The organism is Nitrososphaera viennensis EN76 (assembly GCF_000698785.1).
GTDB classification, from domain to species: Archaea; Thermoproteota; Nitrososphaeria; order Nitrososphaerales; family Nitrososphaeraceae; genus Nitrososphaera; species Nitrososphaera viennensis.
Genome location: NZ_CP007536.1, coordinates 517,188 through 538,360, shown reverse-complemented (window position 1 = coordinate 538,360; position 21,173 = coordinate 517,188). Strand labels below are relative to the sequence as shown.

General features: G+C 52.0%; 26 protein-coding genes and 1 tRNA gene. 13 read left to right on the top strand and 14 right to left on the bottom strand.

The genetic code is table 11. From position 1 onward, the window contains the following. The first annotated feature begins 55 nt into the window (after positions 1–55). A complete protein-coding gene (locus tag NVIE_RS03220) occupies positions 56–355 on the top strand; it encodes a UPF0147 family protein (protein ID WP_075053997.1) in 300 nt (99 codons plus the stop codon). Positions 356–466: 111 nt separating this feature from the next. Here NVIE_RS03220 and NVIE_RS03215 read toward each other — a convergent pair whose 3' ends face one another. From NVIE_RS03215 to NVIE_RS03200, 5 genes are all read right to left on the bottom strand, one after another. Further along, positions 467–1,057 (bottom strand): hypothetical protein, encoded by a 591-nt coding sequence (locus tag NVIE_RS03215; RefSeq protein WP_075053996.1) that lies wholly within the window; start codon positions 1,055–1,057, stop codon positions 467–469. Positions 1,058–1,143: 86 nt separating this feature from the next. Then, positions 1,144–1,284, bottom strand: a complete 141-nt coding sequence (locus tag NVIE_RS15195; protein ID WP_158385317.1) for a hypothetical protein — start codon at positions 1,282–1,284, stop codon at positions 1,144–1,146. A 61-nt stretch (positions 1,285–1,345) separates the two neighbouring features. Beyond that, positions 1,346–3,451 (bottom strand): beta-CASP ribonuclease aCPSF1, encoded by a 2,106-nt coding sequence (locus NVIE_RS03210; RefSeq protein WP_227717457.1) that lies wholly within the window; start codon positions 3,449–3,451, stop codon positions 1,346–1,348. 238 nt (positions 3,452–3,689) lie between these two features. Then, positions 3,690–4,538 carry a DUF6602 domain-containing protein gene (locus NVIE_RS03205; RefSeq protein ID WP_075053995.1) on the bottom strand — a complete coding sequence of 283 codons (849 nt, stop codon included), beginning with the start codon at positions 4,536–4,538 and terminating at the stop codon, positions 3,690–3,692. Then, positions 4,538–6,010 carry a DDE-type integrase/transposase/recombinase gene (locus NVIE_RS03200; protein WP_075053994.1) on the bottom strand — a complete coding sequence of 491 codons (1,473 nt, stop codon included), beginning with the start codon at positions 6,008–6,010 and terminating at the stop codon, positions 4,538–4,540. Before NVIE_RS03200 ends, NVIE_RS03205 begins: the two co-directional genes overlap by 1 nt. A 177-nt stretch (positions 6,011–6,187) precedes the next feature. Here NVIE_RS03200 and NVIE_RS03195 point away from each other — a divergent pair, with 177 nt between their 5' ends. The 4 genes from NVIE_RS03195 (at position 6,188) to NVIE_RS03185 (ending at position 8,497) form a co-directional block, all read left to right on the top strand. Further along, the gene (locus tag NVIE_RS03195) at positions 6,188–6,784 is read left to right on the top strand and encodes a hypothetical protein (RefSeq protein WP_158435065.1); all 597 of its coding nucleotides are present in this window, start codon (positions 6,188–6,190) and stop codon (positions 6,782–6,784) included. Between the two features lie 59 nt (positions 6,785–6,843). After that, the gene (locus NVIE_RS15190) at positions 6,844–7,020 is read left to right on the top strand and encodes a hypothetical protein (RefSeq protein WP_158435064.1); all 177 of its coding nucleotides are present in this window, start codon (positions 6,844–6,846) and stop codon (positions 7,018–7,020) included. Between the two features lie 313 nt (positions 7,021–7,333). Next, the gene (locus tag NVIE_RS03190) at positions 7,334–7,807 is read left to right on the top strand and encodes a hypothetical protein (protein WP_075053992.1); all 474 of its coding nucleotides are present in this window, start codon (positions 7,334–7,336) and stop codon (positions 7,805–7,807) included. Between the two features lie 102 nt (positions 7,808–7,909). Then, positions 7,910–8,497 (top strand): TIR domain-containing protein, encoded by a 588-nt coding sequence (locus tag NVIE_RS03185; protein WP_075053991.1) that lies wholly within the window; start codon positions 7,910–7,912, stop codon positions 8,495–8,497. 47 nt (positions 8,498–8,544) lie between these two features. On the opposite strand, the gene NVIE_RS03180 is transcribed toward NVIE_RS03185, so the two are convergent. From NVIE_RS03180 to NVIE_RS03170, 3 genes are read right to left on the bottom strand one after another with little or no spacing between them, the layout of a single operon-like run. Beyond that, on the bottom strand, positions 8,545–8,790 hold the full coding sequence (locus NVIE_RS03180; RefSeq protein WP_075053990.1) for a hypothetical protein: 246 nt from the start codon (positions 8,788–8,790) through the stop codon (positions 8,545–8,547). Between the two features lie 52 nt (positions 8,791–8,842). Continuing rightward, positions 8,843–10,087 carry a site-2 protease family protein gene (locus tag NVIE_RS03175; RefSeq protein WP_075053989.1) on the bottom strand — a complete coding sequence of 415 codons (1,245 nt, stop codon included), beginning with the start codon at positions 10,085–10,087 and terminating at the stop codon, positions 8,843–8,845. 40 nt (positions 10,088–10,127) lie between these two features. After that, complete coding sequence (locus NVIE_RS03170; protein ID WP_075053988.1) at positions 10,128–10,451, bottom strand: hypothetical protein; 324 nt, start codon at positions 10,449–10,451, stop codon at positions 10,128–10,130. Positions 10,452–10,876: 425 nt separating this feature from the next. Between NVIE_RS03170 and NVIE_RS03165 the strand changes: the two genes are divergently transcribed. Then, positions 10,877–11,788 carry an ABC transporter ATP-binding protein gene (locus NVIE_RS03165; RefSeq protein WP_075053987.1) on the top strand — a complete coding sequence of 304 codons (912 nt, stop codon included), beginning with the start codon at positions 10,877–10,879 and terminating at the stop codon, positions 11,786–11,788. A gap of 5 nt (positions 11,789–11,793) precedes the next feature. Then, positions 11,794–12,549 carry an ABC transporter permease gene (locus NVIE_RS03160; protein WP_227717456.1) on the top strand — a complete coding sequence of 252 codons (756 nt, stop codon included), beginning with the start codon at positions 11,794–11,796 and terminating at the stop codon, positions 12,547–12,549. Between the two features lie 2 nt (positions 12,550–12,551). Here NVIE_RS03160 and NVIE_RS03155 read toward each other — a convergent pair. From NVIE_RS03155 to NVIE_RS03145, 3 genes are all read right to left on the bottom strand, one after another. Then, positions 12,552–12,625: transfer RNA gene (locus tag NVIE_RS03155), tRNA-Thr, on the bottom strand. Between the two features lie 402 nt (positions 12,626–13,027). Then, a complete protein-coding gene (locus tag NVIE_RS03150) occupies positions 13,028–13,315 on the bottom strand; it encodes a hypothetical protein (protein ID WP_144239453.1) in 288 nt (95 codons plus the stop codon). 107 nt (positions 13,316–13,422) lie between these two features. Then, positions 13,423–14,202, bottom strand: coding sequence for a hypothetical protein (locus NVIE_RS03145; protein ID WP_144239452.1), 780 nt, complete (start codon positions 14,200–14,202; stop codon positions 13,423–13,425). A gap of 127 nt (positions 14,203–14,329) precedes the next feature. Here NVIE_RS03145 and NVIE_RS03140 point away from each other — a divergent pair, with 127 nt between their 5' ends. Genes NVIE_RS03140 through NVIE_RS15185 form a run of 3 tightly spaced genes read left to right on the top strand, consistent with a single transcriptional unit; the run spans position 14,330 to position 15,781 of the window. Further along, a complete protein-coding gene (locus NVIE_RS03140; protein WP_158435062.1) occupies positions 14,330–14,749 on the top strand; it encodes a hypothetical protein in 420 nt (139 codons plus the stop codon). A 7-nt stretch (positions 14,750–14,756) separates the two neighbouring features. After that, on the top strand, positions 14,757–15,182 hold the full coding sequence (locus tag NVIE_RS03135; RefSeq protein WP_144239450.1) for a hypothetical protein: 426 nt from the start codon (positions 14,757–14,759) through the stop codon (positions 15,180–15,182). 23 nt (positions 15,183–15,205) lie between these two features. Continuing rightward, positions 15,206–15,781 (top strand): hypothetical protein, encoded by a 576-nt coding sequence (locus NVIE_RS15185; protein WP_075053981.1) that lies wholly within the window; start codon positions 15,206–15,208, stop codon positions 15,779–15,781. 42 nt (positions 15,782–15,823) lie between these two features. Here NVIE_RS15185 and NVIE_RS03125 read toward each other — a convergent pair whose 3' ends face one another. Continuing rightward, on the bottom strand, positions 15,824–16,444 hold the full coding sequence (locus NVIE_RS03125; RefSeq protein ID WP_144239448.1) for a hypothetical protein: 621 nt from the start codon (positions 16,442–16,444) through the stop codon (positions 15,824–15,826). A gap of 251 nt (positions 16,445–16,695) precedes the next feature. Continuing rightward, positions 16,696–17,202, bottom strand: a complete 507-nt coding sequence (locus NVIE_RS03115) for a nitroreductase family protein (protein ID WP_075053978.1) — start codon at positions 17,200–17,202, stop codon at positions 16,696–16,698. A gap of 104 nt (positions 17,203–17,306) precedes the next feature. Here NVIE_RS03115 and purS point away from each other — a divergent pair, with 104 nt between their 5' ends. Then, on the top strand, positions 17,307–17,591 hold the full coding sequence (gene purS / locus NVIE_RS03110; protein ID WP_075053977.1) for a phosphoribosylformylglycinamidine synthase subunit PurS: 285 nt from the start codon (positions 17,307–17,309) through the stop codon (positions 17,589–17,591). Between the two features lie 4 nt (positions 17,592–17,595). Here the strand turns inward: purS and NVIE_RS03105 are convergent, their stop codons facing one another. Next, the gene (locus NVIE_RS03105) at positions 17,596–18,060 is read right to left on the bottom strand and encodes a CBS domain-containing protein (RefSeq protein WP_084790596.1); all 465 of its coding nucleotides are present in this window, start codon (positions 18,058–18,060) and stop codon (positions 17,596–17,598) included. Between the two features lie 125 nt (positions 18,061–18,185). Between NVIE_RS03105 and purQ the strand changes: the two genes are divergently transcribed. Next, positions 18,186–18,884, top strand: coding sequence for a phosphoribosylformylglycinamidine synthase subunit PurQ (gene purQ, locus NVIE_RS03100; RefSeq protein WP_075053976.1), 699 nt, complete (start codon positions 18,186–18,188; stop codon positions 18,882–18,884). A gap of 6 nt (positions 18,885–18,890) precedes the next feature. Next, on the top strand, positions 18,891–21,098 hold the full coding sequence (purL, locus tag NVIE_RS03095) for a phosphoribosylformylglycinamidine synthase subunit PurL (protein WP_075053975.1): 2,208 nt from the start codon (positions 18,891–18,893) through the stop codon (positions 21,096–21,098). Positions 21,099–21,173: the final 75 nt, after the last annotated feature.

The window sequence follows — 21,173 nt, the reverse complement described above, 5'->3', positions numbered from 1 at the left end:
CATTCAAAAGCAACCGCAAGGCTATTGAACGCTCGTCGACTGGTGGGAACGGGATATGACATCTTCATCATCATCAAAGAAAGAACAGAAGGAAAAAGAAAACCAAGAGCGCCTTGCGCGCGCCGTTGAGACGCTTGACACGATTACAAAAAACAACGACGTGCAAAAGAGCATCCGCAACATGATAAAGGAAGTCCTGATGGCGCTCAAGGATGAAAAATCAGGAAGCGTGTCAGTCCGTGCGGCAAACGCCATAAGCCTGCTTGACAGCGCAACCCAGAGCCCGCAGATGCAGTCGCACATACGCACCATGCTGTGGCAGGTAGTGTCGACGCTGGAAAGCATCCGGGAATAACAATAACTGTTTATTGTATTCTATCGCACGGTAGGTAGGTATGTATGTGTGGGGGGCTTGGCAGTCCCGTTGCAGGTTCTGGCCGCGCGCACACACACGGGTGTAACTCGCTTACTTTCTCCTGTTCTTGCCCTTTCTTTTTGCGACGTTTGCTTTTGCCCTCAAGCCCTTTGATATCGACTTGACGCGCCGCCCTGCCTTGCGGATATTCCGGTCTACCTTTGCGCCTTCTTTTCGGGTTATCTTTTTTGTACGGCGCGCCGCCGCCCTGCCTTGCCTTTTGATTTCCTTGGCGCGCCGTCTTGCCGCCCTCGTTGTTTTCGGAGCCGACTTTGCAAACCGCTTTGGCGCGTGGCTGGCCATCTCGGCTGTCTCAAATGCCGCCGATGCCGTCTGCTCTACGGCGCCGGCGGTGTCTTCAATAACGCCGCTCTTCCGGATGTCCTCTGTGGTGTCTCTGATGCTGCGCGTCGTGTCGCGCGCTGCAAACGCCGCGTCGCGAGCAGCCTCTGCCATCTCATCCACCGCGCCGCTCTCGCGGAAAGTGCTTGCGGTTTTCCTGACTGTCTGAGAAGTGTCCCGTACCTTTTTTGCCACTCCCTTTACCGCCTCGGCGGCCTCTTTGGGATCAAATCCCTGCCCGACCGCGTCGCTGGAAAACTCTTCTTTTTCTTCTTCCGTACGCCTTGCTGCTGCAGTCAATGAATTACGAGGCAAGTCATGTTATAAAAGCTCGCCGACGAGTCGTTCTATGATATTTCCAGAGGCTGACGTGCAGTAATAATATGTTACCTAGTGGGGCTTTTCACCGGCTTTGGCGGTGGCGGCAGTTTTTCGAGCTTGTGCGTCGGGTTTGCAAGGTAGTGCCTGGAGGCCCCCTCGCCTGACAAAACAATGTTGCAGTTGACGCACCTGTACCTAATAGCCATCAGAGTCTCTACCCGCACACACTATTGGATATACGGGGTAAAAAACGCTGTGGAGGATTTTTTACCGCAGGCGGACAATCTCGCGGTTGTCCGGGACGCCGGAACGTATCTTTAGCCGCGAATATATCGCGCTTGCGACGTTTTCTGACTTGGTCCTCTCGCCGTGGTTCACAAGAACGCGCTTTGGCTTGATCTTGGCTACAAAGTTCATTATCTGGTTAAAGTCGCTGTGGCCGGAAAAGCCGTCGATTTTCTGCGTCTGGCACCTGACTGGAACGACCTTGACCTTCCCGGACTTGTCCATCATGCTGACCTCAGAGACGTTGCCGTCAAGGACGCGCCGGCCAAGCGTGCCGTTTATCTGGTACGAGACAAAGATTATCTTGTTCTTGGGGCTTGGCGCAAGCTCCTTGAAATATTCGACGGACGGGCCGCCTTCGAGCATGCCGGACGTCGCCATGATTATCGCCGGGTTCTGGTCGTTTATGGCCTCTTCGCGCTTGCCCCCGCTGATGACCGTGAAGTATTCGGACGTGAACGGGTTTATGCCCTGCGAGACAGACCTGCGCACGTCTGCTCCAAGGTAGTGCGCGTACGACATGTGTATCGCGCTTGCCTCGGATATCATGCCCTCGATGTATATTGGCGACTCGACGAGCCTGCCTTCGCTCATCTCCTTTGCCATCACCAGCATTATCTCCTGCGCCCTGCCGACTGCCGGCACCGGTATGAGGACCTTGCCTCCCTCCGACAGCACCTTGTTTATCGACTCTGAAAACGTCCTGTACACGAATGCCTGGTCGGGCATGATGTCAGACGAGTTGCCGTACGTGCTTTCCGTGATCAATGTCTCGACCCTCGGGTACGTCGCCACCGCGCTGTCAAGCAACTGCGTCCGTGCAAACTTGTAGTCGCCGGAGTAGAGTATGTTGTGCGCGCCAGAGATGTTCAGGTGCACCGTCGCGCTGCCCATGATGTGGCCGGCGTTGTTCAAAGTGACCGTGATGTCTGGAGAAATGTCTGTCGGCTTGCCGTACGGGAGCGTTATCGTGTGCTTTATGACTTCGTGGACGTCCCTTGCCTCGTACGGCAGGTACGTGCCGTTAGAGTTTGCGATCTTGACCGAGTCCATCTGCAGGAGCGTCATGAGCGGCAGCGTCGGCTCGGTGCAGTACACCGGCCCGCGGTAGCCGTACTTGAAGAGCGCCGGCAGGAACCCCTGGTGGTCGATGTGGGCGTGGCTGATGACTACTGCGTCAAGCTCGTCAAGGTTAAAGTTGAGCCAGTCGATTCGCGGGTATGCGTCAAGGCCGGACATCTCGCCGGGGTTTATGCCGCAGTCAAGCATGACCTTGCTTTCCGGCGTGACTACGATAAAGCACGAGCGCCCCACCTGCTTGACCCCGCCGAGGCAGAACAGCATCACTTCTTCGCGGTTCTGCGACCACTGGGGCCTTGGAGGCAAGACGACGTCGGACGCCTGCTCGCTCCTGCCGTTGCCGCCGTTCTCCGGCACGTTGCCGACCACTAGTGAGCCCCGGAACAGCCTCCTTCCGAGCTTTTGGAGAAAGTCCGAGCGTTCTTTTGCAGAACTTTTGAGCGTCGAATGTATGGTGTTGATGCTGGTAGACGGTATGTGGGGCGAGCGCCTCGTGTGGGCAATCCAGCCCGTGGACTTGGCTATCTCTACTATCATGGCCGGGTCGATTGCCTCCGGCTTGCTTACCTCAAGGACCACTTCGCCCGTAGCGTCGTCGCAAAACACCGCCGACACCTGCACGTCCTTTGGCAGGAGCTTCACCACTGCCTGCCGCGTGGCGTCTTCTGGCAGGCGCACCGACGGGTCCGTGCGTATTATGAACCTCTTTTTCAGGGTCTTTGAAAGCGAAGAAAGGTAGTAGGTCAACTCGGTGAGCGCAAACTTGGGGTTTTTCGTGTACAGCGCAATGTTGGGGCCCTCGAACCTGACGTTTGTTACCTGCGAGTCAGCCGGTATCGACTGCAGTATTATCTTTGCGACAGCGTCCTCGCTTTCCGTCGTGACCTTGGTCACGTGGGCGGCAGCTACATCTTGCGCGGGCCGCCTCTGCATCTGCTCCGGCCGGGGCCTGCGCTGGGTCTGAGTCTGCCTTTCTTCTTCAAATCCTTCTATTTCGTTTTTTTCCAAGTTCTTGCCTCATTTTTCGTCCGGCTATGCCAAGTATTGTGCTGTAGAAAATGCCTCGGCACAAGCCAGCTATAAGTCAAGCGTAACTCCCACTTGCAGATATAAAAGCATACTGCTCTCCAGTCCTGTCGAGATCAAGGGCGATTCCTTCGATTTTCCTCGCTGTCGAGAGTCGGGCGATTTTGTCGAAGGTAGGGCGATGAGTTATGGTTTACCGAAAATTTACCTATTGATTCCTTCAGAAGCGTAGTCGGTAAGTATAGTCAGGCAAAATGAAGTTTTTCACTTCTGCCATTGAAAGACAGTCCATGAGATCCTGATAAAACAGGAGTAATGATCGCCGCGATTTTATTGATGTGACCTTTGATTTTGGCTCTGGCAAAGTCCTGATTATGTGCAATGGAGGTATACGGTTGTCATCATACTCATATTCGATATAATTGGTCACCATACCTTTTCCTAACACATATATCCCATCTATTCGTGACCATTCGGGCAATTTATGCGCCTTATGTTTCCTGTCTAATAATTTTGTTAGATGCTTCAAATCGATGGAATCAAAAGCAAAAACGAAGTAATTGATTGGGTAGCCTATCCAATCTTCCTTTCCATACAAACCTATGGAACGAAAGAGGGGCTGATACGATGGCACCGTACGAAAGGCTTTCTTGGTTAAATTACGTACGCTTAGCATATTATCAACTGCCTTGTCAAGCTCGACAGAATCTAATCGTGCTTTGACTTCTATTACTGCAAAAACACACTCAACAGGCAATACCCGGTTTTCGCCCTTTTGATAAAAGATAGGACTATTCATCGCATCTGAAATTATTACATCTAATTGCTTCGACTGTTTGCCATCGGAATCAACTATGAATCCCTTTGAGATTGCAAAGGCTTTTGGTAGATATTTTTCAAGGAATTCACGGACTACTTCCTCGAAAGACTCTCCTCTCAAACCCGGGTGCTTGTCAATCGCTTTTCTTGTTTCATTTATATCGACAACCATCTTCTTGGAAATCTCATCGAAGATTTTACCAAGATTCATCGAATTGGTAAAATCTGGCATCCCAATAACCTTTTTCATCAAACAATCAATTTGAGCCAACAGCTATCTTTGCCGTTCGCTAACCAGTTGAAACCTTGTACACGTAGTATATCATGAATCTCTACCCAGTCCTTTTTGTCAAGCCATCCCTTCTGCTTGACCTTTAAGCAGTCCTTTTCATTCAGGATTGTTACCTTGTGAATGCGTATGCCAAGTCCTTTGACGACCGGGCTAACTAGCTCATCCTTTGCATGAATCGCCGCCTGCCTCATCAAAGATTCCGTCTTGTTTTCTTTCAGGTTGAGGTTAATGCCTGCTGCTTCAGCCGGTGTCTGACCCCCTATGGCCTGATTGCCTCGAATGAAATTGTAATGAATCTGCATTGCGTCCATGAGCTCCTGCGCGCTTTCCGCCGTGTCCATGCCGCGCATTACGCTTTCGCGGTCTCTTACCGTTCCGTTAAGGCGCTCGACTTTAGGGTTCAAGCCCTTTTCGTTAGAGCCGACGCTTCTCACATTCTGGATTTGTGGCTTTTCCCTCGTGTACAACTCGCGGGTGTATGCTTCATCGTACGAGCGCAGGCCATCATGCACTATCGCCCGTGGCAGCGGGGCGCGTTGCTTCATTTCCTTAAAGACAGAGCGAGCCACATCGCCCGTACGCTTTTGGGTAATCTTGGAGCATATCCAAAATCTAGTACTTGAATCCATCAAGTTCCATAGCCAGCTATAGTGGTTGTCGAATTTCCTAAAGGTATGGTTTTCTTTGTTATTCAGGTTCATAGTAGCGTCGTTATGCTCCTTTCTTACATGTACTAGCATTTCATCAACATGGTAAACGCCGCCAACCTGCACGGGCACGAATGAATCCACGTAAGGCTGGACTACCTTGTTAAAGCGGCGAATCCAATTTGCTACGCTCGAATGGTCCACCTTGACGTTGAAAGACTGCAAAACATGATCCTCTATTTTCCTGAGCGAAACACCCTTGAAATAGAGGTCGATTGCCGCCGATATTATCCTAGCAGTTACTTTTGCATGTTCAAATGCTGGGTTGACAATGAATCTGTATCCACAATCTTTGCACTGATAACGTTGAATGTCGCCCGCTTTTTTCGTGTGGCGAACCGAGCATTTTACGTAGTTGCCGCTTGCGCAGCGTTGGCAAACAATCTTGCCAAGCTCGTTTGATTCGTTGATGATGTGCTGGTTTACCGGTGTCTGGAATAGCGTATCCTCATACACCTTCTTTCTAAATGCCTTCGAGAACAGTACCGCATGAATGTGCTTGCAGGTTACATGGCGATAGGTAGAATCTGGACAGTCGCACGTCCATGCGCCCTCTGTCCGAACGACCATGTACCATTTGCTGATGTCTGACTGCGACCTCACCTTGTAGGTCATTTCATTTAGAAGCTGTATGGCAACATCGGACTTTTTCTGGCTGACATCCTTTGCCATAGCAAGACCTTTCATTTCGCGTGCATCGGGTTGGTGGGCAGTGGGTTCCATGCAACTTAGTATATACTAAGTATCTTAATAAACTTTGCTAAGACAAAGCAAAGTTCTTATACTTAGTACGGTATAAGTAGGATGAGGAAGTGTATTTGGCAGATGTCGCAAAAAATCGGGGAAACTAAGGCGACTATCCTAGAGTCATGCGTAATCCCAAAGTCCTGGAGCGAACTTGTGAAAATAACTGGTAAAACAGAGCCAACGTTGATGGTGCACCTCAACGATTTGCAAGGTAAAGAACTGATAGCCAAGACGGATCAAGGATTTTACGAGACAACAGAAGCAGGAAAACAGTTCGTTGAGCTTGTTCCAAATATTCGCCCTGTCGATGATGCGCGCAAGCGTCATCTCGAAGCAATCAATGTACTATTGATGTCGCTTGGAAAGAAATACACGTTAGAAGAGAAGCTAGCTGCACAAGTACCAGCATTAGTTGTTAGAGGTTACGTGAAAAAGGATCTTGGAGCGTTTGCAAACGCGGTCGGCCAAGCTTTACGGTCTTCTGTTACTTTGTGGCTGCCTACCAAGATGGACATAGACCCTAAGCTGTTGGAAGAAATTGCCGAGCTCGTAGCAAAAATGATAAAGAAAAAGGCTGTGATGTCAGATGGCAAAATCAGAATCGTCATAGAAGTCGATTTTCCAAAAGCGTTGGATATGCGCATCAGGGAAGAGAAAGACCCAAAAATAAAACAAACGCTGATCGATAATAGGGATAAGATAATCAAGGATGTTGTTGACCATTGGGATGACCTGTTCGAGCGGAACTAAGTGAAGACAAAGTAAAGATATTTAAACTTTAAATACTGCCTTGACGGTAGGACGCGCGCATGGCTATAAAAAAAGCTATAGCAACACTGTCGGGAACGGGAGCAATGACGATGCTCGGAGCGACACTGGCAGACAAAGCCACATTCATAGGGAATTTTGGCAATGTCTACTGGCTTGGAGCATTGTTTATCGCCATAGGCGTAGGAGTCGGCCTCCTTGGCCGTCGACTAGTCTAAACACCGATAGTGCCGTACAATCTGTCTGTTCCAAAAGAGCAGACACCCAAAAGACAAGGCCGATGGCACTACCTACCGCCATATCCCATTGGTAGGGTCATCGGCGAGTCCTTTTTTCCTTTGGGTGTCCAAGATAAAATTAGTACAAGCTACTTTTTAGCTTTTTCGATACTTTCTCAGCAAATGAATGAACGAATACCCTAGGCCAAATCCTATACCAAGAAAGGTTGCTATCAGCATGAACTCATAATAATAGCCGCCCGGCTGCATTCTTCAATATGGTTAAAGGATAGCTAAAAGTCTTCTAGATAACTTGCGTTTTGATATTCGAGTCGCAATGTTTGCAGTCTTGGGATTTGCCATAACGGTCTTGCCAATTGGATATTTCCATGAGATAGGGCACAAGGTAATTTGTGAGACATACGGCGGTACAGCAAAAGTCGGACCGCCCACTAATACAGGAATTGACGCCATTTGCCTCAATTCTAAGAGCGATGTCCGACTCATGCGCTTCTTCGGCGGTTTCTTTGGCACGATTGGTGCGTTATCGCCGCTAGTAGTCTACACGCGTTTCAAAACCAAACCCTTCTACAAGGGGTTTCTGATAGCCTGTCTAGGCCAAGCAGTAGCCGAATTTCCTAAGAGCTTCCTGGAGGCTTTCTATTATGACTTTTATGCGTCAGAAACAGGCGGGATTTTGTTCCTTGCTCTGACGTTGGTCGGCTGGGTCGGGTTTTTCCTGATACTTGGCCGCAAGAAAGCATTATCCTCAACTTCTGACATCTGACTTATCGCCCTGCCTTCGACAAAATCGCCCGACTCTCGACAGCCAGCAAAAACGATGGAATCGCCCTTGATCTCGACAGGACTCTTTCTAGACATAGAGTAAATGTCAGCAAAAACCATTTTCATCTCTCATAGTGCTTCAGATACAGAGATCATGAAGTTCTTTCACAACGCTTTCAAAGATACTGGTGTTAAGGCAGTGGCTATGGAATATGAGGGATGGCACAGGAATAAAGAACCCAACTGGAAATGGATAAGGAAAGAGATAACCAAATCAAAGGCGCTTTTTGTAATCCTGACAAAAAATGTGGCTTCAATAATGCATACCAGGAATTGGGTTGCGTTCGAGATTGGCGTTGCCGCTGCCTCAATTCCACAAAAACCTGTCTATGTCTTTAACGAGGAAGGAGTTGATTTTGCCGTCCCCTATCTAAATCACTATTTTCCACACCCACTTTCGTCTCGACGAGACTTTGAGATCGCTGATTACATTAGCGACGTTCGGGCTCCTACTGCAAAGAAAGACTTTTTGCCACAAATAATAAGAGATCCACAACTTGTATATCGTGATAAGATGTGCAAGTGTCCGAATTGCATGACTGTCTTTAGCTATTGGGGAGACAGGATGGCTTTCAAATGCCCCTGTTGCGGTGAACTGATGATCAAGGTTTCTCCTAAATATGTTCGATGAAGAGGAGCGTATCAGCAGTTAATTTTGGATTTTTGTAGTCTCCTCTGCTATTGAATATGTCTTATCCAACAGCTATCCTTTCCATTTGCAAGCAAACTAAACCCTTGTACTCTTAGAATGTCGTGAATTTCTACCCAATCCTTTTTGTCAAGCCAGCTTTTCTGCTTGACCTTGATACAATCCTTTTCATTCAGGATTGTTACCTTGTGGATTCTTATGCCTAGACCTTTTACAACCGGGCTAACCAGCTCATCCTTTGCATGAATCGCTGCCTGCCTCGTTAGGGATTCCACATTGTTCTCTCAATATCCGGGTTAATCCCTGCAGCTGCTTCTCCGTACGTCTCTATATCACGTACGGGAGCAGTATCGCCGCCGCCACGATTACCGCCATCAGTATCGTGAGCATCGTGGTGGCGTTCTTGGCCATTATCTGCGACTTGATCTTCTTTTCAATGAGCGAGTTGTACAGCTGGCCTCCGTCGAGCGGGCCTATCGGCAGCGCGTTGAATATGCCGACGTTAAAGTTGACAAACCACAGCCAGAACAGCATGTTTGCCAGAGGCGACCACACAGAGCCGATGGACGACTCGTACTTTGGAGTCATCAGCTGAGAGTATGGCACGATTCCTTCCTGAATAGTTGGCGGGAGGAGTATGGCAAGTGGGTTGGAGCTGAATGCGCCCTTGTACCTTTCAAGGACTGCGCCAGTGGTATCTATAGTCGCCACTGTAATGCCAAGCGTGCCCTTGCCGGGCTCTACGGCGTCGGGAAGTGTCACTGACTTTGTCACTGTCGCAAAAGAAGCGGTGTTGCCGTCGCCGCCGGACCCCTCGACCCATGTAATGTCGATGGTCTGGCCAAGGTTGGCGCGAAGGAGGGGACCTAGATCTTCATTCTTCTTGACCTCCTGGCCTGCCACCTCCTGTATGACGGCGCCCTGCGGAAGCCCGATGGACTGGGCAAGCGAGCCGGGGTTGACGCTGATGACAGCCACTCCGAACTGGGGCTCGCCGGGAGCCGGCGGCAGCGGGGTGAGCGTCGACATCACCAGGAAAAGCGCAAGGAGCGAGACGCCTGCAAGTATCATGTTGTTGAGGGGGCCTGCCGTCAGCACCGCGCTCTTTTGCTTGAGGGTCGCCTTGGCAAGCTCATCTCTTTCAATATTGACAAATGCGCCTATCGGTATCCCGAGGAACAGCACGAGCCCGGTCGAGTCCACGCGGATGTTGTAGACCCTGGCGATGATGCCGTGGCCTGCCTCGTGGATTATGATGGTCACCACAAGCGCCACCCACCCCTCCACTATGGGCAGGTACGGGTTGAGGCCGGGTATGAGCAGGTTTGCCGTCGGTCCTACCCCGCGGATGCTGGTTCTTGCGTCGGCGTTTGAAAAGAGCACCGCAAGCGAGCCTACTATGAGGAAAATCGCAAGGACGGTTATGACGGGCATCAAGTACGTGTTTATGCTGGCCCATGCCTTTGCGCCGGGAGCCCTGGCTACCCTGTCAAAGAAGTCCAGGCCAAACGGGGTGTGTATGAGTATAAGAGGCAGCTTTACCTCTGCGCGCACCTTTCGCTGCTGTTCCAAACAGCAGGTATACCGCTGAATGCGTATTTAAATTAAGGGCTCAGACGCCCGTCGATTCTACCTTCTGGATCTCGATTGTGACCTTGTCGCCGACCTTTATCCCCATGTCCTGGTACTCCTTCATGCTCGCCTTGATGACCGGGGTGTCGGTAAGGCCGCCGCCGAACATGCCGGGCATGCTTGCCATCACCTTTGGCATGTTTTTCATCATCTCCTCTATGGAAGAAAACGCCATGGTGTTCTGGCCAAAGGGGCTCATGGGCCTGTCGGGCTTGTAGTCCTTTGGGTCGTTGAACGTGACATAGACGTACGGGCTGCCGTCCTGGGAAGCTTCAATGCGGGCCACTATGAACTCTCTTTTCATTATGTGGTACTACTTGGCAAAATGGGGCTTATTTGCATATCGAAGCCAGGAGGCGCCCTGCCAGAACTTGACAGGGGCATCCCGGGGATTGGTCTGGTCTACGAAGGGCAGATGATGTTTTTGTTGTTGTCGTCAGTTAGTTGGTCCTGACAGGGTATATTTGGCGCCTTTGCTTAAAAGGCTCGTCGATAACCCGTCTATTGCCCGGCTCTAGGGGCAAAAACTCTACTTGTTATGTACAAGATTGTGTCAAAAAAGTTGTAAAACGCGCTCGCCGCAATTTCTTCCTGCAAAATGCCTGCTAACCGCGGCAAAAAAATGCCGTAACCGCTTTTTTTGCAAACGGCATTCGCTATTTTTGAAGGATTTATGGTTGGTTTCATTTCAAAAGCTCTACATTAGAGCAGCGTGTATCATCCATTGCTGTGCTTGCAATAGAGGCCGAGCGCGTAACAAAGGTGTACAAGGGTTCCAGCCGCCCGGCGCTCTCTGAAGTGTCGCTGAAGGTAGAGTCTGGCAGGGTCTTTACGCTCCTTGGCAGAAACGGCGCAGGCAAGACCACGTTTGTGAGGATGTGCGCGACGCAGCTCATGCCGACCTCCGGCTCGATAAAGGTGCTCGGCTACGACGTGGTGAGGCAGGCAAAGGAGGTGCGAAACCTGGTATCCATCGTGCCGCAGGAGGGCAGGCCGCTGCGCGCATTGACGCCGTGGGACCACGTCTACAACTGGCTCCAGATAAGGGGCGAGAGCAAGGCGTCGGCAAGGGACAAGACGGAGGAGTTTTTGCGCAAGCTGGAGCTTTGGGAGGCCCGCGACAGGCCGGCGATGAACCTGTCCGGCGGCATGAAGCAAAAGATACTGGTCGCAATGGCGATGGCCGTTGATACACAACTATTGTTCCTCGACGAGCCCACGATAGGCCTTGACCCCGTGTCGAGGAGGCAGGTCTGGTCGGCGATAAAGGACTGGAAGGCAAAGGGCAGGTCGATACTCTTGACGACGCACTACATGGACGAGGCAGAGATGCTTTCCGACTATATCGTGATCGTGGACAACGGGTCGATAATCGCGCAAGGCACGATACAGGAACTGCGCAGGGTCATACCGCACAACACGAGGGTGGACATCGCCAAGGACGGCCTTGACGGCGACGCGCTGAAGTCGTACGGCTCGGTGGTGGACACGGGCGCCGGCATGCTGCGCGTGTTTGCGTACGAATCTTCCGTAAGGGAGCTGTCCGAGCTTGCGATACGCCGGAACCTGCCGTTCACGGTCTCGCCAGTCACGCTTGACGACGTCTTTGTCTTTCTTGTCGGCAAGGAGGCAGAGGAATGACGGTGATGAGGATGAGTAGCGGCATGCTCCCTGTCAAGCAGGCGTGCCTGATAGCGTACTCGACAGGCATTCTGTGGCTGCAGAGAAACCCGATGTCGCTTGTGTTTACCGCAATAAGCCCGTTCTCGCTCCTGTTCGTGCTGTTTGTGGTCAGCAACGGCCAGTACACGCACTATGCGGTGGCCGGGAGCCTCGTCATGGCCCTTGTCGGCTATGGTCTTGCGCTCGGGCAGGACATCTCGTTCTACAAGACCGAGTACAAGATACAGGACGTCTTTGTCGCCTCGCCGGTCTCTCCCCTGACGTACATGATGGGCCTTGCGCTTTCTGAACTGTTGTTCGGCCTGCCGGCGCTGACGGTGCTTGCCGCGCTCGTCGTGTATTTCGGCGCGCCCCTTGCCGCGATACCGCTCTTGATAGCCACAATAGTGCTCCTGTGGAGCTCGATGTCCGCGATGGGGTTCTTTTTGTCGTCGCACATGCTCCACATGCGCAACGCGACGCAGGTGATATCGTTTGTAAACGTGGTGCTTGCCGTCCTGCCTCCGATATTCTATCCGGTCACGAACCTGCCTGGTGACAGCCTGCGCTACCTGTCGTACGTGGTGCCGACCACGCACGCGTCGATAATGTTCCAGGAGATCATGGGCCTGCCGACCCCTGCCGACTGGTCGCCTGCCATCGGCTTTGCCGTGCAGATAGCGTACCTGGTCGGGTTTGTGATGCTGGCAAAGACAAAGGCGATATGGAGGGAAACGTAAGAAGGTCACGGTGGGATTTGGACCCACGACCTGCTGATTACAAGTCAGCCGCTCTGCCAGGCTGAGCTACGTGACCACCGCTACTATTCACGTTAGGGCAATTTCAGAACATAATTAATAGCTTTGTGGAGCTCCCGGTCGACTAAACTGTCCACTTTTACGCCCATAGACATAGAACAAGCTTCACGGGGTGCGTGTGGGAGCTGCTAGGCCCATAACTAGAGGAAATGTGTTCTAATAGTATCAGACTTTTTGCAGCACAAATGTGCCTTCCTTAGCGATAACGCTAGAAAAAGAACAGCGATTTGATGAAGAATAGGTTGCGATTCGAGAGAAATACTTGTGGAATGTCGGTGCCGCGCGCAGTGAATACAGCAGGGGAAGGATGATGCAACAGTCTGCCTTCTGCCAAAGCCCCTCTGTCTGCCTACTCATCTACTCCCCTCACCCCCTCCAAAATGCAGCTCTGGAGGAGTGTTTATAACGACCTCATAAAGTCGAGGAACTCTTTTATCCATCGGTTATATGCATCTCTGCCTTTTTGTGATATCTGATAATAGGTGACGTTTGCAGTCTGCAGAGCTTCGACATAGCCGTTCTTTTCAAGCATATCAACGATCTGCGAGATCCTGTCCGGCCGCTGAGAGCTTATGCCGGGAACCTTGGTGGTGATGTGGTACTTGCTGACAGGTTGGCGCAGTGCATTCATGTACTCCAGTATGGAGAACATGGTGTACTCTACAGAAAACCTCCTTCTGTCAGCCAAAATCATTAACCCTTGTAGTATCACACCCTAAAGTAAATTGCTGGCATCTCTGGAGCAACGCGCCCGTGCAAAAAAACTATCTTGCCTGACATTCTCTCTTTCTTTCTTCAGTCACTATTATTGGCCTTTTCTACCAGCAACAGCATGGAATCACCTGCGGCTCGATGGGTTTCTCTGCCTTTTATCGCCCTGGCCACGACTACTGCGATGGCTACTTTGCGGCCCGTGCTGTTGGAATACGTCTTGATTCTCTTGCTAAATTCTTGAATGTAAGATGCATCTGCCACGTCAGTCAAGGCCACTGCGATGGCACCGTATTCTTTCAAAAGCCTTTTCAGCTCTTCAGTCTCCACCAAGCTTTCATCTACAAGACAATCGAAGGTGGTGGTTCCAGCAACGCTCACGTCGGTAAATTTTGAGGTTCCTTCACTTGCAAGGTACTCTCTTAGAGGTTCAAGCTCTGGTACGGCCTCTGCTACAGCCTTTAGAGCCTCGCCTTTGTCACGCCGTGCCATTGCCATGCTTATCGCCCATCGAAGAGACCCGTGCTCAAAGATATCCTGCCAAGAATCAAGCGCAGTCCTTGCCTTGATTACTCGCCAAACAAGCGGAAAGAGCACGCCGAGAAGGACAAGCGCTATTATTGATATTATGTAGTCGTGCTGCACCTCAGAATACAGCCTGAATTGATATAGAACACCAAACAGGTCAAGGAGGGAAAAGACGACCAGCGCGGCGACAACATAGATGACATAGTTCAATGAACGCGAGGCAGAGCGTAAGAGCTTTAGGGCTTCCCCTCCATACCTGGTAGCCAGTATGGTAGAGTATGATGGTGGTGGTGAAGAAGATGAAGGAGAATCAGCAGCAGCCTTGTCATCGCCCATATGAGGATACTTTTCTTGACAGTCTGCTTATATTCTAACACTTAACAAAGTTAATGGGTCTGGCAACTCTGTTAATTCGGGCTTAATATCGTTCTGGCTGCATATCAATACCATGTCTCAAACATTGATGAAGAAGACTGTGATTGAAGGAGGAAGAGGAGGTGTGGACGAGGTTAGGCGCAAATTCAGTGAAGTGCGCGATGCGTACAAGAACGTGCTACCAAAAGTAGACCCTGCGCTGATCAATGACATTCTGGAAAGAACCCGCGCAAGCGGAGAAGGAGGAGAAGGAGAAGAGCCACTATCTTACACCATTGAGGTATTCACAAAAGAGGGAATTGATGCTGAAGCTGCAAGGCAGTACATAATATCCAAAACAGGAATGGCACCTGCAATATTTGACAAGGGCACCCATTATGTAACCAACCAGAAACTGACACTCGAAATGCTGAAGGAAATTTCGGATTCACCAGATGTCGTCGAGGTTCACGGCAGCTTTTGCGGAGGCGTAGGGATGCGTGGTGCTTACTTTGAGAGGAGATGGTAGCATTAGCATGAACAAACAAGCATCTCTGGCAGCGGGTGTTCTGGCTGCGCTTCTGGTGGCAACAGCATTAGTACCAGGAGGTGGAGGAGGCCTGGTGCCTGCATTTGCAGACAAAGAAGAAGAAGCAGGTGAAAGAGAAGGCGTGAGCGACAATGGCAGAGGAGCAGCGGCAGCCGGGAGGGAAAGCGCACTAGCCGGCGCCAGCATTATTGGCAGTAGCAGTGGTGGTGAACGAGGAGAAGAGTTCGGAGCGGGTGAAGAGGAGAATGAAGACTCTGAAGAAGGAGCATCTGTAGGTGGCGGTCTTTTGGGGCTGATACTTTACGGAGTGATAGCTGCCGTTATTGGAACGATTGGGTACACCGCGTACAAGATATTCATCGTCAGCCGCAAAAAGGCGCCATCATCGTCTGTCCCCTCCCGCTCGCCATAATTTTTTTCTGGTGATATCCTTTGATGAAGAAGCGTTACCCTCATCATTTCCGACTGTCGATGATACTTGCAGTGGTAGCAGTAATCACAGCTGCCGCCACCGTAATGACGACGACTGCATCTGAAGGATTTCCTAAAGAAGCATGGGCGGCCGATGAAGGTGAACAAGGCGGAGGAAGAGGGGGAGGAGGAGCAGTGAAGGCCCTTGGATGGGCTGCCGTTGGAGCCGGCGCTCTTGGCACCGGGTCGCTTGTCGCATACAAAATGTCAAGAAAGGCCATGCTAGCAATAGCCGGTTCTGGTGGCGGGATTACAAGGTCACTTACTATGGCGTACAAGCCTGCCCTGAACTTCCACATGGCAATGAACCTGATAGGGTATTGTGCAGGAATGGCTCACGGGATCATGCTATCAAGGGCAGCCGACGGAATCTCCATTTCGTTGGCATTGGTCATGACTGTCCTGGTGGCAAGCGGGGTACTGATGAGGTTGACCTCATCTAGAATGCGGCTGTTCAATATTCAATTACATGGCCAGGTATTCCTCGTAGCATTGCTAGTTCTTCTCGTGGTGCTTCACATTGCTACCGCTGATGATTAGTGGTTCTACTTCTGGCGATAGCTTTAGCTTTTGCGCATTAGGCTATTTCTTGTCTTTTAGCCTTCTCAGGGAAAAGAAAGCAGCCGCACCGGCTATTGCCGCACCTGAACCAATGAGCATTAGCAGCGTATTATTTGTCTCAACTGCCGTGTTGCCGGGCTGTGGCTGCATCGGCATCGTCTCTAATTGCTCTTTCCAACTCCCTTGCACGGTAGGAGAAATACCTTGTCCAAGGGCAGCCGTGTCATCTTGAGCGCTTTCAATAGGCATTGTCCGCGTTCCAATGCTGGTAAGCAAGGAGCCATTATCCCGGGCTGAAGCGTAGACCAGGTAGCTCTTTCCGACTTCAAAATCGTAGCCGCATGCGCCGCTATCTATTGCCGTAAACACCACAAGCTCTTTGTAATTGGGAGAGTTATTCTGGCTCTTCCAATATGTATCAACTTCAAAGAGCGCGGCGCGCATATCTTGCATGCCGCTGCTTACGACAATCGTTCTAACTTCTGCCACTTTGCCAGAGAATATTATTGCTGACGAATCCGCGGTCGCTTGTTCGATTGGTGGAAGTGATAATACCTCGCAAGCATGGGCTTCTTCGGAAACTGCATTTAAGACCATTGTACCACATGCAACAAGAATGGTCAGCAGTAATGCAGTACGCATTTGCGGACTATTTAGTCTCCTTCTGCATTACTTTTGAAGTTTTACCCAAACGCTTCTATCTCTTCGTCGCTTCCTTGTCGCCCTCAAGTGACGCCCATGACAGTTTGTTTAAGACTGGTCGGTTGCTTCGTCAGAAGATGATGAAGAAAAAAGTCTTGGCTTAAATACTCCTAGTTTGGTTTGTCCGCCATAGTCGTAATTGATAGTTTCGCTGCGGCTTTGCCTCTGGTAATAATCTGCTCTGCTGCCATTCAGGCAGCGGCGTTGCCATATCTTCCATAGTACACAAGCTCGTTCAGCGGCACCCTGCTTTTCTTGCCCGCTAATCTCTTGGCAGGATATCCAAAGCCTACGACGAGCGTAACATTCAGCTCTTTTGGGATCCCAAAGTCCTCGCGCAGTTTCTCATCCTTTACGCCCGTGAAAATCCCCGAAGCGACTCCGTGGTTCCATGCTGCTAGCTGCATGTTCTGAAGCACCCTTCCAGCGTCTATCATGTGGAACTTGTAGTCCGGGTTTGTCAGGACAATGACCGCGAAATTGGCGCCTGCGACCCATTGCCCACTCGTGCTGTCCTCCGCAAGGGTCGCAAGGCGGTCCCTGCCTTCCACCAGGATAAACCGCCAGTGCTGGGTGTTCATGCCAGTCCCCGTCAGCCGGGCAGCTTCAAGGACGCTCTGCTTTATTCCAGAGGGAACATCCTCGGAATTGAATTGTCTCGTGTCGAGCTTTGTTGCAATGCCGTCAAAAATGTCCATATGTGTTACACCTGAGCTAGTAGGGCTCCAAATTTCATAAAGCTTTTGTCCAGGCGCGCTGCGCTTGAGAGTATTTAAATTACCGCCGGCATTACAGGCAGATCATGGCGCGAGCTAGCAGCAATAATGGTAAATTCTTGGTACAAGTCATCATAGAGAACAAGCCCTACATCAACGACCCGGAAGGCGAGACCATCCACCGCGACCTGGTGGTCAAGGGCGGCTATTCCGACGTCAAGGGCGTCAGGTCTGCCAAGATGCTGAAAATGATGGTGAGCGCCAGCTCGGAAAAAGAGGCTGAAAAGACCGTGCAAAAGCTCTGCGAGGAGCTGCGCATATTCAACCCGGTCGTCAGCAACTGCACCATAAAGGCGCAAAAGGCTGACTAGCTAGCTAGTGCTTTTCGTCGTGGCCCATCGTCGCAATGACGTCGTCGATGCTTTCAGTGTCGCGCAGCGCGCCTTCCAGCAATAGCGTGGTGCGCAGGTGCTTGGCAAGGTCCGTGACCGTGATGATGCCGACGATCTTGTTTCCCTCCATTATGGGGAGCCTTCGGATCTTGTGGTTTACCATTCTCTGCACCGCGACTTCGATGGCCGTCTCGGGCCCTGCGGTAGTCAGGATTTTTGACATGATGTCGCCTACCTTGACCTGCGATATGACAAGCTCTTTGGCGCAGATTTTCTTGATAAAGTCACGCTCGCTCACGATTCCCACCGGGTTTCCGTCCCTGTCGACGATGAAAACCGAGCTTATCCCCTTTTCCGTCATCAGTTTTGCCGCTTCAAGGGCGCTCCTGTCGGCGTTGATGGTGACTATCTCCTTTGTCATGATGTCGCGGACTACGCCGGCTACCACGGGAGCTATCTTGGAAGGCTGAAAATTTAATCCTTGCCGTAGTGGGATGTACACAGTCTCTTTTCTGGAACTCCCCTCAAGATATTAATACGAGCAGCGACGAGTCTTTTTCAAAGAATAGAAGAATGAAGATCGGCATCGCCGTTTTCCCCGGTAGCAACTGCGACCGCGACGTCCACCACGTCCTGAACAAGGTTGTCGGGATTCAGGCCGACTTTATCTGGCACACAAAGGACCGCATCTCCGGCTATGACGCCATGATAATCCCGGGCGGCTTTGCGTTTGGCGACCGCCTGCGTGCCGGCATCATCGCCGCGCACAGCCCGATTGTGCAGGAGGTAAAGCGGATGGCCAAGGACGGCATGCCTGTGCTTGGCATATGCAACGGCTTTCAGATACTCGTCGAATCCGGACTTTTGCCGGGCGCGCTCATGATGAACGACTCGCTCCGCTTTGTCTGCCGCTGGACCAAGGTCAGGGTGGAAAACAACAAGACGCCTTTTACCGGCCAGTTTGCAAAAAGACAGGCGTTTGACATACCGGTCGCGCACGGCGAGGGCCGCTACGTCGCCGACTCGGCGATATTGAAAGAGCTGAAGAAAAAGAACCAGATCGTCTTGCAGTATTCAAACGACGACCCAAACGGCTCGACAGGCCTGATAGCCGCCATATGCAACGAGCAGGGCAACGTGATGGGCATGATGCCGCACCCGGAGAGGGCAAGCGAGAGCCTGCTTTCTGCCACGGGCGCAAACGACGCGGTCACGGTTTTCAGGTCGCTTGCCAGCTATCTTCAAAAAGAAGAGCAAAGGGCGGTTGCGTGAAAGGATATGGGAGTCCTTACAGAGCAAGAACTAGCCTACCTTGAAAGCAAGCTAAAGAGGAAGGCAAACGAGGTCGAGCAGGACATCGTAGGGGCAGAATGGTCTGAGCACTGCTCGTACAAGTCGTCCAAAAAGTTCCTGCGCCTCCTCCCGACAAAAGGCAAGCGCGTCCTTGTCGGCCCTGGCTATGACGCCGGCGTGCTCGACGTCGGCGACGGCTATGTCATCACCGTGCACATTGAAAGCCACAACCACCCGTCGGCGGTAGAGCCCTTTGGCGGTGCTGCAACAGGAGTCGGAGGGGTGATACGCGACATCATGTCGATGGGCACGCGCCCGATAGCGGTGCTTGACGCGCTGCGCTTTGCGCCAATAGACGGCGGCAACAACAACAAGAGCAAAAAGTCGGCAGCAACAGCGTCGGCGACGGCAAAGTCAAAATGGCTGTTCAAGAACGTGGTCAAGGGCATCGCAGACTATGGGAACTGCATCGGAATACCTACGGTCGGAGGCGAGATCGAGTTTGACCCGTCGTTTGAGGATTACTGCCTTGTAGACGTCGCGTCTATAGGCCACGGCAAAAAAGAGGACGTCATTTCAAACCGCGCCGAAGTCGGCGACTATATCGTGCTTGCAGGAGGCTCCACCGGCAGGGACGGGATACACGGCGCGTCGTTTGCGTCGCGCGCGCTGGAGGCCGAGAACCGCTCGGCGGTGCAGATACCCGACCCGTTCCTTGAGAAACTGCTGCTGGAAGCGACGATGGAGGCCGTGCAGCAGGGGTGCGTCAAGGCGATAAAGGACCTCGGCGGAGGCGGGCTTTCGTGCTGTTTGTCAGAGACGTCTGACAACCTCGGCCGCGGCTTTAAGGTCGAGCTGTCCGAGGTCAACGCAAGGGAGGCCGGCATGACGCCGGCAGAATTGATGATATCCGAGTCGCAGGAGCGCATGCTCTACGTCACCGACTCTGAAAAGCTGCCGGGCTTGCAGTCCATCCTTGACAAGTACGAGATAAGGTACTCGATACTAGGCAAGGCAGAAGGGCACCAGGACCTTGTAATAACGCACAATGACTCTGTGGTTGCAAGCATGCCTTCAAGCCTCGTCGCGCATGCGCCCCTTGCAGACAGGGCCGCACGGAGGCCGGCGTACCTCGACCGGCTCAAAAAGGTGCGCGCTCCAAAGAAGGTGCCGCCAATCCTGGGAAAGACGCTGCTTGCGCTCCTCTCAAACCCGACGATAGCAAGCAAGAGGTGGGTCTACCAGCAGTACGACCACGAGGTGGGCGTGCGCACCGTTGCAAAGCCGGGCGCGGCCGACGCGGCCGTGATGCGCCTTGACAACGGGAAATTTGCCGCAGTAAAACTGGACGGCAACTCGAAGCACTGCTACCTCGACCCGTACCAGGGGACGCTTGGCTGCCTGTCGGAAGGGTGCCGAAACATCATCTGCACCGGCGCCGAGCCGGCGGGAGTGGTCGACCACCTGCAGTTTGGAAGCCCGGAGGACCCGGAGATCTTCTGGACCTTTTCGCAAGCGGTAAACGCCATTGTCGACTATTGCAACTTTATGGAAATTCCGGTAGTTGGAGGCAAGGTCAGCTTTTACAACGAGACGGCCAAGGGGCCCATCAAGCCGTCGCCCGTGATGGGCACGATTGGCCTCATCGACGACGAAAAATGGATAACAAAGTCGGCGCTTGGCCCCGGCCAGTCCGTATTCATAATCGGCGAGACGCGCCCGGAGATGGGAGGCTCGGAATACTATGAATACGTGCACGGCATAACCGGAGGCCTGCTTCCGGCAGTCGACCTTGCAACCGACAGGGCAAACGGCTCTGCCGTCCTGAAACTGATAAGAAACGGCCTGGTGTCGTGCGCCCATGACTGCAGCAAGGGCGGCCTTGCGGTGGCTCTTGCCGAGATGGCGATTGCAGGAAACACTGGTTTTCGCGTGCAACTGGACTCTGTCCCAAGCACCTGCACTAGGCTTGACGATCTCTTGTTTTCAGAGTCGCACTCGCGCTACCTTGTAGGGACGACCAGGCCCGAGCAGGTTGCCCAGCTGTTGCAGTCAGAGGGAGTCAAGTTTGCCAAGATCGGCAAGTCTATGCGTGGCAAGGCCGAGTTTGCCCAGGGCAAGAAGGTTCGGATCTCACTACCATTGTCAAAACTGGAAGGCGCCTTTGGATCGCTTGGGAAGATAATGGGATGATGATGAGGAGGAGGAGAGAAAGCAAGATACGTTTTTTAACGCATGGCGTTTATCTACTGCCGGTCATGGGCATGG

What these genes read in the sequence shown, in the direction of transcription:
- NVIE_RS03220 (WP_075053997.1), top strand. Translation starts at nt 56, where the DNA reads ATGACATCTTCATCATCATCAAAGAAAGAACAGAAGGAAAAAGAAAAC.
- NVIE_RS15195 (WP_158385317.1), bottom strand. Translation starts at nt 1,284, where the DNA reads ATGGCTATTAGGTACAGGTGCGTCAACTGCAACATTGTTTTGTCAGGC.
- NVIE_RS03205 (WP_075053995.1), bottom strand. Translation starts at nt 4,538, where the DNA reads ATGAAAAAGGTTATTGGGATGCCAGATTTTACCAATTCGATGAATCTT.
- NVIE_RS03200 (WP_075053994.1), bottom strand. Translation starts at nt 6,010, where the DNA reads ATGGAACCCACTGCCCACCAACCCGATGCACGCGAAATGAAAGGTCTT.
- NVIE_RS15190 (WP_158435064.1), top strand. Translation starts at nt 6,844, where the DNA reads ATGGCTATAAAAAAAGCTATAGCAACACTGTCGGGAACGGGAGCAATG.
- NVIE_RS03185 (WP_075053991.1), top strand. Translation starts at nt 7,910, where the DNA reads ATGTCAGCAAAAACCATTTTCATCTCTCATAGTGCTTCAGATACAGAG.
- NVIE_RS03170 (WP_075053988.1), bottom strand. Translation starts at nt 10,451, where the DNA reads ATGAAAAGAGAGTTCATAGTGGCCCGCATTGAAGCTTCCCAGGACGGC.
- NVIE_RS03160 (WP_227717456.1), top strand. Translation starts at nt 11,794, where the DNA reads ATGAGGATGAGTAGCGGCATGCTCCCTGTCAAGCAGGCGTGCCTGATA.
- NVIE_RS03145 (WP_144239452.1), bottom strand. Translation starts at nt 14,202, where the DNA reads ATGGGCGATGACAAGGCTGCTGCTGATTCTCCTTCATCTTCTTCACCA.
- NVIE_RS03140 (WP_158435062.1), top strand. Translation starts at nt 14,330, where the DNA reads ATGAAGAAGACTGTGATTGAAGGAGGAAGAGGAGGTGTGGACGAGGTT.
- NVIE_RS03135 (WP_144239450.1), top strand. Translation starts at nt 14,757, where the DNA reads ATGAACAAACAAGCATCTCTGGCAGCGGGTGTTCTGGCTGCGCTTCTG.
- NVIE_RS15185 (WP_075053981.1), top strand. Translation starts at nt 15,206, where the DNA reads ATGAAGAAGCGTTACCCTCATCATTTCCGACTGTCGATGATACTTGCA.
- NVIE_RS03125 (WP_144239448.1), bottom strand. Translation starts at nt 16,444, where the DNA reads ATGCGTACTGCATTACTGCTGACCATTCTTGTTGCATGTGGTACAATG.
- NVIE_RS03115 (WP_075053978.1), bottom strand. Translation starts at nt 17,202, where the DNA reads ATGGACATTTTTGACGGCATTGCAACAAAGCTCGACACGAGACAATTC.
- purS (WP_075053977.1), top strand. Translation starts at nt 17,307, where the DNA reads ATGGCGCGAGCTAGCAGCAATAATGGTAAATTCTTGGTACAAGTCATC.
- purQ (WP_075053976.1), top strand. Translation starts at nt 18,186, where the DNA reads ATGAAGATCGGCATCGCCGTTTTCCCCGGTAGCAACTGCGACCGCGAC.
- purL (WP_075053975.1), top strand. Translation starts at nt 18,891, where the DNA reads ATGGGAGTCCTTACAGAGCAAGAACTAGCCTACCTTGAAAGCAAGCTA.